The following is a 14,012-nucleotide window of genomic DNA, read 5'->3' on the forward strand; positions in this document are numbered from 1 at the left end:
CTCAGGCGCTCCCGGCCACCTCTTCCTTTTCCTTCTGCAGCTCGGCCTGCCGCGCCATTCCGGCCCGGTAGAGGCCGATGAAGTCGATGGGCTCGAGGTTGAGCGGCGGATAGCCGCCATCGCGGGTCACGTCGCTCACGATCCGGCGCAGGAACGGGAAGATCTGGCGCGGGCATTCGATCATCAGGAACGGATGCAGCTGTTCCTTCGGCACGTTCTGGATCACGAAGAGCCCGGCATAGTCGATCTCGAGGATGAACACCGGGTTCTCGCCGATTGTCGAATTCGCGGTCAGCTTGATCGAGACCTCGAAGCGGTCGCCGCCGCGCTGCTTGGCATCGAGATTGACCTGAACCTGGATGTCGGGCTTGCCTTCCGAGGCGAGGCCCTTCTGGACCGCGATGTTCTCGAAGGACATGTCCCGGACATACTGGGTCAGGATCTGAAGTTTCGGCAGTGCCGGCGCTTCGGCGCCGTTGCTGGTTTCATCAGCCATGTGTCGTGTTTTCCTTCTCGAGGAGTCCGATCCTGGCGCGGTCTAGCATGCCGCGCTTCGGGTCACAACGCAGCCGCAGGTCTCACTTCGGATGCTTGGTCCAGCCCGAACTGCCGCGCGGCGCGTCCTCGTCGATCACCTCGTAGTCCACGTCGATCGTGTCATTGCCCGCGGGCGGGGCAGGGCGGTGCGGCGCGCTTCGCCGGGTCTGCCCGAAGGAAACGGTCTGCACCGTGATGCGCTTTCCCCCCCAGGCGATCACACGGTCGCGTACCGCGGGTATCAACAGAAGCAGTCCCATGGTATCAGTAAAGAAGCCCGGCGTGAGCAGCAGCATCCCCGCGACGAGGATCAGCGCGCCATGGGCGATCGGCCCGACGGGATCGCCGCCCTGCTCAAGCTGCTGCTGCAGCCGTGCGAGCGCCGCCATCCCCTGCCGCCGCATCAGCGCGGTGCCGATGATCGCGGTCAGAATGACGATGAGCAGCGTCGGCCCGAGGCCGATCGCGCCGCCCACCTTGACGAAGAGGGCGATTTCGAGGATCGGAACGCCGACAAATATCAGAAACAGCCACATGCGTCCGGTTTCCTCCCCCTGCGGCCCTGCCGCTCAATGGACTTCGCGATATCGAGTGCTTACATAAGTCACGACCGAGAGAAACGCCACAAATTGGCGGCAAAATAACCGAAAGGGTGGCCGATGGGGTCGCAAATGATCCAGATCATAATCCTCGCCGGCGTTGCACTGTTCCTGATCCTGCGTCTTCGCAACGTGCTTGGTACGCGCGAAGGCTTCGAAAAGCCGCGGGAAGTTCCGGATCGCAACGCATCTGTAGCCAATGATCGCACATTTGACGTGATCGAGGGTGGCGGCGTCGATCGGGATATTGCCGACATCATCGATCCGGAGTCGCCCGCGGGCAAGGCGCTGGCGGAGATGAAACGCGTCGATCCCGACTTTTCGGTGTCCGAATTCAGCCACGGCGCCCGTGCGGCTTATGAAATGATCGTGATGGCCTACGAGAACGGCGATCTCGATACGCTCCGCGGTTTCCTCGCCTCCGAGGTCTACGAACCCTTCGCCTCCGCCATCGGCGAGCGCAACCGCAAGGGCTACACCGTCGAGGCGCAGTTCTCCGGCATTCGCGAGGTGAAGCTGATCGATGCCCATTTCGACAGCGCCACCAACGAGGCCGACATCATCATGCGCTTCGTGGGCGAGCTCACCTCCGTGGTGCGCGACTCCTCGGGCGAAGTGGTCGAGGGCGCGCCCAACGAGCTCAAGCAGCAGCGCGATGTCTGGACCTTCAGCCGCGACATGACCTCCGACAACCCGAACTGGCACCTGAGCGGCACCGGCGGCTGAGAAGATGACGGCGGGAGACCGGCGATGGGCAAACGGCGGCGGCGCGATCTGAGTGCCGAGGAGCGCGCACTCTGGGAGCGCCTCCGGGCGACCGTCGTGCCGCTCAACCCCGAAGCCGCCACCGACGAGCCGCCCGTGCTCGAGCCCGTCAGCCTCGCGCCCCCGCCGCCACCGCCGCTGACACCTCCCGCTCCGCCGCGGATCCCGGCGGCGGCGGCGAAACCCCGCGCGCCGGAGCCCCCCGCGGCCCCCGGCGTCCGCATGGACCGCCGCCGCTTCGACCGGCTGCGCCGCGGCCAGCTCAAGCCCGAGGCCCGCATCGACCTCCATGGCATGACGGCGGCGCGCGCCCATGCCGCGCTCACGGGCTTTGTCTTCAACGCCCATGCAAGCGGCCTCCGGCTCGTCCTCGTCATCACCGGCAAGGGCCGGCCGGGCGAGGATTTCATGTCCGGGGAAAGCGCGGGCGGCGTGCTCCGCCGCTCGGTGCCGCACTGGCTCTCGCTGCCGCCGCTCACCCACAAGGTGCTGCATCTCGCCCCGGCCCACCGCCGTCATGGCGGTGACGGCGCGTTCTATGTCTACCTTGCGCGCAGCCGCTCCGGCGCTTGACTTTTCACCCCGTGCCCCGATGGTGCGGCTGCGAAGCCCGCCGAGCCAGAGGAGCCGCCGTCCGATGACCGATCCCGAAATCCGCGCCCGCCACGATCTCGCCCTCGAGGTCGCCGCCGAGGCGGGCCGCACCGCCCACCGCTTCTGGCTCGACCGCGACCGGCTCGTCGTCGAGGCCAAGGGCGGCCCGCAGGACGTGGTCTCCGAAGCCGACCGCACCGTGGAGCGCGAGCTGCGCGCGGCGATCGGCGCGCGCTTCCCCGACGATGGCTTTCTCGGCGAGGAATACGGCCTCACCCCCGGCCGCTCGGGCTTCACCTGGGTGATGGACCCGATCGACGGCACCTCGCCCTATCTCCACGGCATGCCGAACTGGTGCGTGGCGCTGGCGATCCTCAAGGGGGCCGACTGCGTCGCCGCCGTCACCGAGGTGCCGACCCATGGCGAGACCTACGCGGGCATCCGCGGCGCGGGCGCCCAGCTCAACGGCAAGCCGCTCCGCATCCCCGGACACCTCACCATGCGGTCCGGCATCACCGCCATCGGGGCGAGCGCCTATTCCGACCCGGAATTCACCGGCCGCAAGATCCGCGAGCTCCTGGAGCAGGGCGGCATGTTCTTCCGCAACGGCTCGGGCGCGCTCATGCTCGCCTATGTCGCCGCCGGCCGCCTCGCGGGCTATTTCGAGCCGGTGATGTATCCCTGGGATTGCCTCGGCGGCCTGATGATGATCGGCGAGGCGGGCGGCCAGAGCCTGCCGCTCCGCCACGCCCCGGAAGACGCCGCCCGCGAGCGCGTCGTCGCGGGCGCCCCCGGCGCCTGGGAGGAGATCCGCACCCTTTTCGGCAGCTGATCCCGCAGTGCGGGAAAGACTCCGTTAACCAACCCGTCCGACTGTGGCCCCCGGGCATCCCTGGAGGCGGTAATGACGGATGAAAGGAAACGGAAGCTGCGCGGCTTTTCGGAGGAGGCGCTGAAAAGCCTCGAGGCGTTCGAGCGCGGCCTGCCGCCGATCGAGGCCTACATGCGCAGCGCGCCCGCCGCGCTCCGCCCCGAGGACGCCACCTCCGGCCCGCCGCAGATCACCGGCAACATTCCGCATTACTGGGGCCACCGCGAACGCCTGCGCCAGCGCTTCCTGACCGGCGGCCACGAATCCATGCCCGAATACGAGCTCCTCGAGCTCCTGCTCTTCAACGCCATCCCGCGCATCGACGTTAAACCGCTCGCCAAGAAGCTGCTCGAGGAATTCGGCGATCTCAACGGCGTCGTCGCCGCCTCTGAACACCGGTTGCTGCAGATCCCCGGCACCACCGAAAAGGTCTTCTTCCAGCTCCGCGTCGTCGAGGCGCTCGCCCACCGCATGGCGCGGGCCAAGGTGATGCAGCGCTCGGTGCTGAGCTCGTGGGAGGCGCTGATGAGCTACTGCAAGACGGTGATGGCGCATCGCGACACCGAGCAGTTCCGCATCCTCTTCCTCGACCAGAAGAACACGCTCATCGCCGACGAGGCCCAGGCCAAGGGCACGGTCAACCACGTGCCCGTCTACCCCCGCGAGGTCGCGAAACGCGCGCTCGAGCTCAACGCCACCGCCATCATCCTCGTCCACAACCACCCCTCGGGCGACCCGACCCCGAGCCGGGCGGATGTCGAGATGACCGAACAGATCGTGCTCGCCTGCGATGCGATCGGCGTCACCGTCCACGACCACGTCATCATCGGCAAGGAACTCGACACCTCCTTCCGCAGCAACGGCCTGCTCTGAGCCCCGCGGGAAAGCCCGAGATCTCCGCCTGATCGGTCGAAGCCGGCGGGCCCAACCCGCAGGGGCAGGGGGCAGGGCGCGGCAGCGCCCGAGCGCCCTCCCGTCATCATCCCCCACATGGCCCACGCCGAAGGGACCGGGATGGACCGCGGAACGGCGCAGGTCCCGGTCTCCGCCCAGCGGCCCGCCGCCACACGCCCCGCGTTTTCCGCGTGACCCCGCCGCATGGCTCGCGCATCCTCGCGGCCGCCCGACCACCAGACTGCGAGACCACCGCCCGTGACCGACCGGCCCGCCGCGCCGCCCCTCGATTTTGCCGAGGAAACCCTGATCGACGCCGAAGCCGCGACGGTCCCGCCCCCGCCGCCGCACCAGCCGGCGCCGGGCCTCCCGCGGCTCGCCTTCGCCGCGACGATCGTGCTCATCGGCTTCAACCTCCGCCCGCTCTATTCGAGCCTCGGCACCCTTCTGCCCGAGGTGATGGCGGGCACCGGGCTCGGGCCCGCGGGCGCCAGCCTGCTGACGACCCTCCCGGTGCTCTGCCTCGGCATCTTCGGCCCGATGGCGCCGCACCTCGCCCGCCGCTTCGGCACCGAGCGGGCGGTGCTCGGCCTCCTTCTCGTGCTCGCGCTCGGCACCGGCCTGCGCGCCATTGCCGAGATCCCGGCGCTCGCGGCCGGAACCCTGCTCGCGGGCCTCGGCATCGCCAATCTCAACGTGCTCCTGCCGGGCCTCATCAAGCGCGATTTCGCCGCGGAGGCCGGCGTGATGTCGGGCTTCTACGTCATGGCGCTCTGCGGCGGCGCCGCACTTGCCGCGGGCTTCACCGTGCCGCTCGCCCGCGCCCTCGGCGGCTCCTGGTCCGCCGCGCTCGGCCTCTGGGCCGTGCCCTGCCTCGTCGCGGCCCTGCTCTGGGCGCCGCAGATGCAGCGGGGCGAGACGGCCCAGGCCCGCCTCAGCGCGCTCCGGGTCCGCGGCCTCTGGCAGAGCCGCCTCGCCTGGCAGCTCACCGCCTTCATGGCGCTGCAGTCGATGTTCTCCTTCTCCGTCTTCGGCTGGCTCTCCCCGATCCTTCAGGCCCGCGGCCTCGATGCGGCCGAGGCCGGCACCATCCTCTCCGTTTCCGTGCTCTGCCAGATGGCGGCCTGCCTGCTCGCGCCGCCCTTCGCCGCCCGCCGCGCCGATCAGCGCCACGTCAATGTCGTTGTCACGCTCACCGCCTGCGCCGGGTTTCTCGGCTGCATCTTCGCCCCGGTCTCCACCGTCTGGGGCTGGGCGATCCTGCAGGGCTTCGGCCAGGGCGCGCTCACATCCGTCGCGCTCACCCTGATCGTGCTCCGCTCGGAGGATTCGCGCGTCGCCGCCGAGCTCTCGAGCATGGTCCAGAGCGTCGGCTACGGGCTCGGCGCCCTGGGCCCGCTGCTCGTCGGCCTCCTGCACGCCTGGAGCGGCGGGTTTGCGGCGGTCGGGGTCTATTTCTGCGTCGTCGCCGGGCTCTGCTGCCTCGCGGGCCTCGGCGCGGGGCGCGCGCTCTACGTGCCCGTGCGGCTCGAATCGGCCTCCTGAACCGCGCCGGTGCGCCGCGGCGCGCCGTCCCGCTGGCGCGCGAGCGGCCGCACCCGGCTCTCCAGATGCTCGATGATCCTGCCCGCGATGTCCTGCTTGGTGACGCCCTCGATGCCCTGAAGTCCGGGCGAGGAATTGACCTCGAGCACCTTCGGCCCCTGCGCGCTGCGCAGGATGTCGACGCCCGCAACCGAAAGCCCCAGCTCGCGCGCCGCCGTCCGCGCCACGTCCCGCTCGGCCTTGCTGAGCTTCACCGCCTTCGCCGCGCCGCCCCGGTGCAGGTTCGAGCGGAATTCGCCCTCCGCCGCGGTGCGCAGCATGCCGCCCACCACCTTCGAGCCCACGACGAAACAGCGCAGATCCGCCCCGCCCGCCTCCTTGACGAATTCCTGCACGAGGAAGTTCGCGTTGAGGCCGCGGAAGGCGTCGATGATGCTCTCCGCGGCCTTCCGCGTCTCGGCCAGCACCACGCCGCGGCCCTGCGTCGATTCGAGCAGCTTCACCACCACCGGCGCGCCGCCCGCGAGGCTGATGAGATCGCGCGTGTCCTTCGGCGAATTGGCGAAGGCGGTCATCGGCATGCCTACACCTGCGCGCGACAGGATCTGATGCGCCAGCAGCTTGTCGCGCGAGGCGCCGATCGCATCGGCCGGATTGAGGCAATAGGCGCCCGTGCTCGCGAACTGCCGCAGCACCGCAAGCCCGTAGGCGGTGATCGAGGCGCCGATGCGCGGGATGACCGCGTCATAGCGCGGCAGCACCTTGCCGTCGTAATGCACCTCCGAGGCCAGCCCGCCGATCTTCATGTAGCACCGGCTGGTGTCGATCATCTCGAGAACATGCCCGCGCGTGCGCGCCGCCTCCGCCAGCCGCAGGCTCGAGTAGTTGTCGGGCTCGCGGGTCAGCAGCGCAATCCGGAGCGGCCGGCGCACCGGTTGGCGCCGCGGCAGGTCGCGGTAGTCCTCGAAGGAGAGCGCGGGCTGGATGAAGGAGCGGTTGGGGTCCACCACCATCGCCTCGCCGATCGCCGTGCGCCCGAGCAACATCCGATAGGCCATCTGGCTGCGGTCGGTCAGCGTCACCTCGATCGGCCAGACCCGGTCCGCCACCCGCAGCCGCGCCGCGATCACGTAGCGCAGCTCCGTCTCGCCGTTCGAGCTCGTCACGTTCCGCCGGTCGGTCACCGGGGCCGAACAGGTGATCTCGAGGCCGGGATTGTCCGGGTCGGGCTGGATCAGGAAACGCACCTGCGGCCGGTCCGCCGGGCCGAAGGGCTCGATCACCGAGGCATGCAGCGCCGAGGTGCGCGCGCCGGTGTCCACCTTGGCCTTGATTGCGGGCAGGCCAAGATCGGGCAGGGCGACCCATTCCTCCCAGCCGATGACGAAATCGCTGCTCAAGCCGAATCTCCCCGCGTTAGCTTCCGGGATTGAGGCGTCCAGATAGGGCATGCACCGCCGCTCCGCCAGTCCCGCGCGCCCGACCCTCTGCGAAACATGTGCAATTCCGATGACGGTCCGGCCGCGCGCGGGTATAGGAAAGAGGCCTCGTATCGCGGAGCCCCGCCATGCCCGACGCCGCCGAGACAGCACCCGCAGGCCGGGTTCCCCGCACCGCCAAGGGCCGCGCCCGCGCGGCCCTCCTGCGCCGTACCGCCGCGGCGCTCTTCGTCCGCAACGGCTACGACGCCACCACGATGACCGCCATCGCCGCCGAGGCCGGGGTCTCGATCGGATCGCTCTACCAGTATTTCCCGCTGAAGGAGCAGCTCGCCGCCGCGCTCGAATCCGAGGCCGAAGCCGCGCTCCTCGCCGCGATCGACGCCGCGCGCACACCTGCCTGCGCGCCGCCTGTGCTGGCCGACCGGATCTTCACCGCCCTTCTCGCCCATGCCGCGGCGCATCCGGCGCATGCCGCCCTCGCGGCCCGGCGCGATGCGCCCCCCGAGGCCGCGCGCGCCGCCGCCGACCGCCTGCGCGCCCGCATCGCCGAGGCGCTCGCCCGGGCCTGGCCGCCGTTGCCCGCCTCCCGCGCGATGATCTCCGCGATCGTGCTCGCCGCCCTTGCCGGCGCCGCCACGCCCGCGGCCTCCGGTGCCGCCGCCGGCTTGGTCGAAAGCGAGATCCGCCGGATGATCGCGCTCTATCTCGCCGACGAAGGCTAAACCTTGCGCCCGGACAGGGGCGCGGTGCAGAAGCGCGGCATGGCGCTCCTCACCCGCACCCAGGCCTGGGTCTTTCTCGCCGGCATCACCGCCGCCGCGCAGATCGGCAAGATGCCCCCGCTCATGCCCGCGATCGGCCCCGGTCTCGGGCTCGGCCTCGTCGCGGGCGCGATCGCCATCTCGCTGATCGAGATCGGCGGCGCGCTCTTCGGCAGCCGCGCCGCGCGCCTCGCCACCCGGCTCACCGAACGCCGCACCCTGCGGCTCGCCCTCGTCTTCCTCGCCCTCGGCGGCTTCGGCCAGGCGCTGGCGCCGGGGGCCGGCGCGCTCCTCGCCTTCCGCGGCGTCGAGGCGCTCGGCTATCTCGGGGTGATCGTCTCCGCGCCGGTGCTGATCGCGCGCGCCGCCCCGCGGGGCCGGGCCGGGCAGGCGCTCGCGATCTGGAGCACCTTCGTCGCCATCGGCATCGCGCTTGGCGCGACGCTCGCGGGCGGGGTCGCCGATCTCTGGGGCTGGCGCACGGCGCTGGCGCTCTGGGCGGCACTCGCCTGCGCGGTCCTGGCGCTCGGCGCCCGCGTGCGCCTCCCCTCCGGCGCGCCGGGGGCGGCAGAGGCCCGCCGCCCGTCGCGCCGCGCGGTCATCGCCGCCCTCGGCTTCGGCGGCTTCACCTGCTTCCAGGTCGGCCTCCTCGCGCTGGCCCCGCAATATCTCGTCGGCGCGCGCGGCTTCGGCGTCGCGGGGGCGGGGCTCCTCACCGGGCTCGGTGCGCTCGCAACCGTCACCGGCGCCGCCGCGCCGCTCCTCCTCGGCCGCCGCCTTGCCCGCGGCAGCAGCCTCGCGCCGCTCCTCGCCGCCGCGCTGCTCCTGCCGCCGCTCGCGGTCTTCCCGTTCTTCCTCGATCTGCCGCGTCCGCTGCTCGCCGCGCTCTTCATCGGGCTCAACATGGTCTCGGGCATTTTCCCCGCGCTCGCCTTCGCCCGCCTGCCGCAGCTCTCGGCGGATGGCGATGTCACGGCCTCGAACGGCGCCATCGCCCAGGCGGGCGCCGCCGGATCGCTGCTCGGCCCGCCGGTCTTCGCCGCCTGCGTGAGCCTCGGCGGCTGGCAGGCCGCGGCCGGCGTCGGCCTCGCCGTCTCCTGCCTCGCCTTCGCGCTCTCGCTCCGGGTCGATCGCGAGATCGCCGCCGGCGGCCGCGGCTGAGGCCGCCTCAGCAGCCCGCCGCGCGCAGAAGCCGGTCGACCATCCCGGCATAGCCCGCGCCGAAGAGCCTGAGATGCACCAGCGCCGGCCAGAGCTGATAGACCGGCTGCCGCGCCGCGAAGCCCGGCTCCTCCGGCCCGTAGGCGGCGCGAAACTCCGGCCCCTGCGCGCTGAAGAGCGCCAGCATCGCGAGATCCACCTCGCCATCGCCATGGTAGCAGGCGGGATCGATCAACCCGCTCACCGCCCCGCCCGACACCAGCACATTGCCCGACCAGAGATCGCCGTGGAGCAGCGCCGGCGCCGGCGCCCGCGGCAGCAGATCGCCAAGCCGCCCGGCCAGCCGCTCCACCCGGCGCGCCAGCGGCGCGGGCAGATGCGGCAGCGCGGGCAGAAGCCGCCGCTCGGCCCAGAACTCCGGCCAGCTGTCCAGGGCGCGGTTCGGGATCGCCACGCTGCCGAAGCGGTGATCCTCCGGCCAGCCGTAGCCCGCGCCGCGCGCCGCATGAAGCCGCGCCAGAACCGCCCCGAGGCTTGCCCAGGCCTCGCCCAGCGTGCCGTCATCGGGCAGAAGCTCGAGCACGAGCAACCCGTCGTCCTCGGCCAGGATCTCGGGGGCGGGCGCCCCCGCCGCCCGGATCGCCCGCAGCATCCGGGCCTCGGCCCGCGCCGTCGGGCCGGGCTTCGCGATCACCTCGCGCCCGTCGACGAGCTCGAGCGCCAGCACTTCCGAGAGATCGCCGCCATGGAGCCGCGCGGTGCGGCGGAGCGGTGAGCCGAGAAGCGCCGCGGCTTCCGAGGCCGCGCTCACGACCGGGCCTGAAGTTTCGCGACCAGCGCCTCGGCCGCCGCGCTCACCTCCGCCCAGGTCGTGTCGAACCCCGTCTCGTCGCCCCAGTAGGGATCGGCCACCGCCTCGCCCTCCTGCCCGGGCACATGATCGAGCAGCAGGCTCAGGCGCGCGGTCGCGTCCCGTGGCCGCAGCGCCCGAAGGTTGTCGAGGTTGGCGTGATCGAGCGCGAGGATATGGGTGAAGCGGTGGAAATCCCGCGCGCTCACCTGCCGCCCGCGATAGCCGCTGATGTCGATCCCGTGCCGCCGGGCCGTCGCCTGCGCGCGCCGGTCGGGCGGCTCGCCCACATGCCAGTCGCCGGTGCCGGCGGAATCGGCCTCCGCCGCGAGCCCGGCCTCGGCGGCTGCCTTGCGGAACGCGGCCTCCGCCAGCGGCGAGCGGCAGATGTTGCCGAGGCAGACGAAGAGAAGGGCGGGCGTGTCGGTCATGCTGGGCATCTCCGCTCGGGTGCGTCGAGGGGGGATTGAACCGGAGCCCGCCACGCCCCGCAACCCCGTGATCGGGCGATCGGCGGGCCGCCGCGCCCGCGCGGCCCGGCCGGGCAGGGAGGCGGGCATCCCCCTGCCGTTCATGATATGTTAACTACGAAAATCCAATGATTTCAAAGCCGTTTTTTCGTTTTCACGGTGAAACGCCCCTTTTCACCGTCGCGGCCTCATCCCTGGCTGAGCGCTGCGACCGGATCGAGCCGCGAGGCGCTACGTGCGGGCATGTAGCCGAAGGTGATCCCGATCAGGCTCGCGCAGGCCACCGCGCCGAGGATCGGCCCGGTCGAATAGATCAGCGTGAAGCTCGACCCCGCCGCCGCAAAGAGCGGCCCGAGCCCGAGCGCCAGCCCCACCCCGAGCACCCCGCCGAGCAGACAGACCACCACCGCCTCCACGAGGAACTGCCGGAGGATGTCCTGCTGCCGCGCGCCCACCGCCATGCGGACCCCGATCTCCGAAACCCGTTCCGAGACCGAGACCAGCATGATGTTCATCACCCCGATCCCGCCCACGACAAGCGAGATGAGCGCGATCGCCGCGATGAGCAGTGTAAGGGTTTCCGTCGTCGCGGTGATGGTCTGGCGGATGTCGTCGGTATTGATGACGAAGAAGTCCTTCACCCCGTGCCGCCGGGTCAGAAGCTCGGTCACCGCCGTTTCGGCCAGCGCCACATCCGTGTCGTCCGCCACCTTGAGCGTGATCGAGCGCAGCGTGGTCGAGCCGACGATGCGCGACTGGACGGTCGTGTAGGGCAGAAAGGCGCGCAGACTGCCCGCCGGCCCCATCATGCCCGAGGTATCGGCGACCCCGATCACCCGTGCCGGCACCTTGTCGAGCAGGATGACCTCGCCCAGCACCTCCTCGGAGGTCCTGCCGGGAAAGAGCGCATCCCGCGTGCCCGTGTCGATCACCGCGACCTGGGCCAGATCGGCGATATCGGCCGGCTCGAGCAGGCTTCCGGCCACCAGCTTCACCCCGCGCGCCTCGAAATAGCCCGCGCCGACGCCATTTGCCTGCACCGTCGCCTCGATATTGTCCCGCCGCGCCCGCGTGCTCGCGGTCACGCTCGGCGTCACCGCCGCGGCATAGGGCTGCCGCGCGATCTCGTCGGCGTCGGCGATCACCAGGCTCCGGACCTTGTTCGAGCGCACGTCGCCGAAGCTCTCGCCGGGAAAGATCTCGAGCGTGTTGGTCCCGAGGCTGGAGATCTCGGCCAGCACCTTCTGCCGCGATCCCTCGCCGAGCGCGACGACCGAGATCACCGAGGCGATGCCGATGATGATCCCGAGCATGGTGAGGAAGGTCCGGAGCTTGTGGGCCCGCATGGTCAGGAGCGCCATGCGGAAGAGCTCGCCGAACCGGCCAAGCCCGAACCCGCCCTCCGCACCCCGCCGCACCGCCTGCCCGATCCGGGGCAGGGGCGCGTCCCCGAGGGTGCGGTCGCTGATGATCGCGCCGTCGCGCAGCTCGATGATCCGCCCGGCGCGTTTCGCGATCTCCATGTCATGGGTGACGAGAATGACCGTCCGGCCCTCGGCATGGAGCTCGCTGAGAATGTTCAGCACCTCCGCCCCGCTCCGGCTGTCGAGCGCGCCGGTCGGTTCGTCGGCGAGGATCACCTCGGCATCGTTCATCAGCGCGCGCGCGATCGAGACCCGCTGCTGCTGCCCGCCCGAAAGCTGGCCCGGCCGGTACTGCCGCCGCTCGCCCATCCCCAGCCGCTCGAGCAGCGCGCGGGCCCGGTCCGCGCGCGCCTCGGCCGGCCGGTCGGCATAGATCGCCGGCATCTCGACGTTTTCCTGCGCGGTGAGCTCCGGGAGCAGGTGATAGCGCTGGAAGATGAAGCCGATGTGCTCCCGCCGCAGCGCGGCCAGCTCGTCGGCATCGAGATGCGCGGTCTCGCGCCCGGCAAAGCGGTAGGTGCCGGTGCTCGGCTGATCGAGCCCGCCGAGAATGTTCATCAGCGTCGACTTGCCCGAGCCCGAGGCCCCGACGATCGCGATCATCTCACCGGCCCGGATGTCGAGATCGACATCGCGGAGCACGGAGACCATTCGCTCGCCCGAAGGATAGGCGCGCGAAATGCCGCGGAGCGAGATAAGCGGTGCGCTGGCCATGCCGTCTTTCCCTCAGAGCCCCATCGGCGCGCGCGGCATGCGCGGCCCGGCGGCCGGAGCACTCCCTGCGCCGGTGCCCGTGCCGATGACCACACGTTCGCCCTCGGAAAGCCCGCTGCGCACCTCGGCATTGCTCCTGTCCATGACGCCGGTCTCGACCCGGCGGGTGCTGATCGTGCCATCCGGCCCGAGAACCTGCACGGTGCGGCTGCCGTCCGCTGCTGCGGGGCCGAGCGCCGTGAGGGGAATCGCAAGCACGTCCGGGGCGCTCGCGTGCACCACATGGACCTCCGCGGTCATGTAGGTGCGCAGATGCCGGTCGGGGTTCGGCACCTCGAAGATCCCGTCGTAATAGATCGCGCTCGTGCTGGTCGACGAGGCGGAGGCGGTGCCGGTGAGACCGAGGCTCGAATCCTCGGTGATCGACTCGGGCGCGGGCGCAATCGAGGCAAGACTCGCGGAATAGCGCGTGCCGCGATCGCCCAGGATGGTGAAATAGACCTCCTGACCGGGCGCGACGCGGGTCACATCGGCCTCGGAAATCTCGGCATGGACCGCCATCGTGTCGAGATCGCCGAGCACGACGATGGTGGGCGTGGTCTGGGCGGCGTTGACCGTCTGGCCCTGCTGGGCACTGACCGCGAGCACGGTTCCGTCGATCGGGGCGGTGATGCGGGTATAGCCGAGATTGACCCGCGCGGTCTCGATGGCAACCTCGGCCGCGGCGATCCCAGCATCGAGCGCCTCGATCTGCGCCTTGGTGACCGCGACATCGCCCTGGGCGGTTTCGAGATCGGCCTGCGCAATCGTCCGCCGGTCGGCCAGCGCCGTCTGGCGGGCGAGTGTGCGCTCGAGATTGCCGAGCGTGGCTTCCTTCTCCGCCTTCTGGGCCTTTACCTCGGCGAGCGATGCCTCGGCGGTGCGGAGCGCGTTCTTCTGGGGGATCGAGTCGATTTCGGCGATGAGATCGCCGGCCTTCACCTCGTCGCCGATCGCCACGGCGAGACGGGTGATCCGGCCCGAGACCTGCGCCCCGACCGCGACGAGCCGGGCGGGTTTCAGCACGCCGGTCGCCAGCACGGCATCCTCTATGTCGCCACGCACCACCGGCGCGGTCATGACCTCCGGGCCGGGCGCGCCCGCGAGGCTTGCACGGTAGGCGATACCGCCACCGAGCAGGAGGGCGAGGAGGGCGGCAAGGCCAGCGGCGCGCCGCCAGCGCCGCCGCGCGCCCGGCCTTGTCTGCGCAGTCGTGTCGTCCGAAGGCGCGTCCATGCCCGGTACCGGCCGTATGTGCTTCATCGATCGCCTCATCTTCCTGTCGCCGCAGGATTCACGCGCCGGATCGCCATTTCCGGCGGCGGCTCATGGAGACGTGATCGGTG

General features: G+C 70.9%; 14 protein-coding genes. 7 read left to right on the plus strand and 7 right to left on the minus strand.

The genetic code is table 11. The features are described 5' to 3' along the window. Position 1 precedes the first annotated feature (1 nt). A complete protein-coding gene (secB, locus tag ACF66B_RS12150) occupies positions 2-496 on the minus strand; it encodes a protein-export chaperone SecB (protein ID WP_111429423.1) in 495 nt (164 codons plus the stop codon). Positions 497-578: 82 nt separating this feature from the next. After that, on the minus strand, positions 579-1,073 hold the full coding sequence (locus ACF66B_RS12155; protein ID WP_111429422.1) for an FxsA family protein: 495 nt from the start codon (positions 1,071-1,073) through the stop codon (positions 579-581). Between the two features lie 135 nt (positions 1,074-1,208). On the opposite strand from ACF66B_RS12155, the gene ACF66B_RS12160 reads away from it, so the two are divergent. The 5 genes from ACF66B_RS12160 to ACF66B_RS12180 all read left to right on the plus strand — a co-directional run bounded on the left by ACF66B_RS12160 (position 1,209) and on the right by ACF66B_RS12180 (position 5,805). Beyond that, positions 1,209-1,862 (plus strand): Tim44/TimA family putative adaptor protein, encoded by a 654-nt coding sequence (locus ACF66B_RS12160; RefSeq protein ID WP_392662737.1) that lies wholly within the window; start codon positions 1,209-1,211, stop codon positions 1,860-1,862. 24 nt (positions 1,863-1,886) lie between these two features. Continuing rightward, the gene (locus ACF66B_RS12165) at positions 1,887-2,474 is read left to right on the plus strand and encodes a Smr/MutS family protein (protein ID WP_111429420.1); all 588 of its coding nucleotides are present in this window, start codon (positions 1,887-1,889) and stop codon (positions 2,472-2,474) included. 64 nt (positions 2,475-2,538) lie between these two features. Then, positions 2,539-3,327 carry an inositol monophosphatase family protein gene (locus ACF66B_RS12170; RefSeq protein WP_111429419.1) on the plus strand — a complete coding sequence of 263 codons (789 nt, stop codon included), beginning with the start codon at positions 2,539-2,541 and terminating at the stop codon, positions 3,325-3,327. A gap of 72 nt (positions 3,328-3,399) precedes the next feature. After that, complete coding sequence (radC, locus tag ACF66B_RS12175) at positions 3,400-4,239, plus strand: DNA repair protein RadC (RefSeq protein ID WP_111429418.1); 840 nt, start codon at positions 3,400-3,402, stop codon at positions 4,237-4,239. A gap of 279 nt (positions 4,240-4,518) precedes the next feature. Further along, positions 4,519-5,805 carry a CynX/NimT family MFS transporter gene (locus ACF66B_RS12180; protein WP_392662742.1) on the plus strand — a complete coding sequence of 429 codons (1,287 nt, stop codon included), beginning with the start codon at positions 4,519-4,521 and terminating at the stop codon, positions 5,803-5,805. On the opposite strand, the gene rimK is transcribed toward ACF66B_RS12180, so the two are convergent. Continuing rightward, entirely contained in the window at positions 5,772-7,205 is a 1,434-nt protein-coding gene (gene rimK / locus ACF66B_RS12185; RefSeq protein WP_392662743.1) for a 30S ribosomal protein S6--L-glutamate ligase, read from the minus strand. The genes ACF66B_RS12180 and rimK overlap by 34 nt on opposite strands. Before the next feature lie 167 nt (positions 7,206-7,372). Between rimK and ACF66B_RS12190 the strand changes: the two genes are divergently transcribed. Both ACF66B_RS12190 and ACF66B_RS12195 read left to right on the plus strand, forming a co-directional pair. Next, on the plus strand, positions 7,373-7,969 hold the full coding sequence (locus ACF66B_RS12190) for a helix-turn-helix domain-containing protein (RefSeq protein ID WP_111429415.1): 597 nt from the start codon (positions 7,373-7,375) through the stop codon (positions 7,967-7,969). A 3-nt stretch (positions 7,970-7,972) separates the two neighbouring features. Further along, positions 7,973-9,169, plus strand: coding sequence for an MFS transporter (locus tag ACF66B_RS12195; protein WP_162683221.1), 1,197 nt, complete (start codon positions 7,973-7,975; stop codon positions 9,167-9,169). Between the two features lie 7 nt (positions 9,170-9,176). On the opposite strand, the gene ACF66B_RS12200 is transcribed toward ACF66B_RS12195, so the two are convergent. The 4 genes from ACF66B_RS12200 to ACF66B_RS12215 all read right to left on the minus strand — a co-directional run bounded on the left by ACF66B_RS12200 (position 9,177) and on the right by ACF66B_RS12215 (position 13,929). Further along, on the minus strand, positions 9,177-9,980 hold the full coding sequence (locus ACF66B_RS12200; RefSeq protein WP_111429413.1) for a fructosamine kinase family protein: 804 nt from the start codon (positions 9,978-9,980) through the stop codon (positions 9,177-9,179). After that, positions 9,977-10,450, minus strand: coding sequence for a low molecular weight protein-tyrosine-phosphatase (locus tag ACF66B_RS12205; RefSeq protein WP_111429412.1), 474 nt, complete (start codon positions 10,448-10,450; stop codon positions 9,977-9,979). Before ACF66B_RS12205 ends, ACF66B_RS12200 begins: the two co-directional genes overlap by 4 nt. 227 nt (positions 10,451-10,677) lie before the next feature. Beyond that, complete coding sequence (locus tag ACF66B_RS12210; protein ID WP_111429411.1) at positions 10,678-12,627, minus strand: MacB family efflux pump subunit; 1,950 nt, start codon at positions 12,625-12,627, stop codon at positions 10,678-10,680. Between the two features lie 12 nt (positions 12,628-12,639). Continuing rightward, positions 12,640-13,929: an efflux RND transporter periplasmic adaptor subunit gene (locus ACF66B_RS12215; RefSeq protein ID WP_392662749.1), complete on the minus strand. Its 1,290-nt coding sequence runs from the start codon at positions 13,927-13,929 to the stop codon at positions 12,640-12,642. Between the last annotated feature and the right edge of the window lie 83 nt (positions 13,930-14,012).

The sequence above is a fragment of the Amaricoccus sp. B4 genome (genome assembly GCF_043226085.1).
Taxonomy (GTDB): domain Bacteria; phylum Pseudomonadota; class Alphaproteobacteria; order Rhodobacterales; family Rhodobacteraceae; genus Amaricoccus.

Coding starts and splice junctions, on each gene's coding strand:
- ACF66B_RS12205 (WP_111429412.1), bottom strand. CDS start 10,450: ATGACCGACACGCCCGCCCTTCTCTTCGTCTGCCTCGGCAACATCTGC.
- secB (WP_111429423.1), bottom strand. CDS start 496: ATGGCTGATGAAACCAGCAACGGCGCCGAAGCGCCGGCACTGCCGAAA.
- ACF66B_RS12190 (WP_111429415.1), top strand. CDS start 7,373: ATGCCCGACGCCGCCGAGACAGCACCCGCAGGCCGGGTTCCCCGCACC.
- ACF66B_RS12170 (WP_111429419.1), top strand. CDS start 2,539: ATGACCGATCCCGAAATCCGCGCCCGCCACGATCTCGCCCTCGAGGTC.
- ACF66B_RS12155 (WP_111429422.1), bottom strand. CDS start 1,073: ATGTGGCTGTTTCTGATATTTGTCGGCGTTCCGATCCTCGAAATCGCC.
- ACF66B_RS12165 (WP_111429420.1), top strand. CDS start 1,887: ATGGGCAAACGGCGGCGGCGCGATCTGAGTGCCGAGGAGCGCGCACTC.
- radC (WP_111429418.1), top strand. CDS start 3,400: ATGACGGATGAAAGGAAACGGAAGCTGCGCGGCTTTTCGGAGGAGGCG.
- ACF66B_RS12210 (WP_111429411.1), bottom strand. CDS start 12,627: ATGGCCAGCGCACCGCTTATCTCGCTCCGCGGCATTTCGCGCGCCTAT.
- ACF66B_RS12215 (WP_392662749.1), bottom strand. CDS start 13,929: ATGAAGCACATACGGCCGGTACCGGGCATGGACGCGCCTTCGGACGAC.
- ACF66B_RS12160 (WP_392662737.1), top strand. CDS start 1,209: ATGATCCAGATCATAATCCTCGCCGGCGTTGCACTGTTCCTGATCCTG.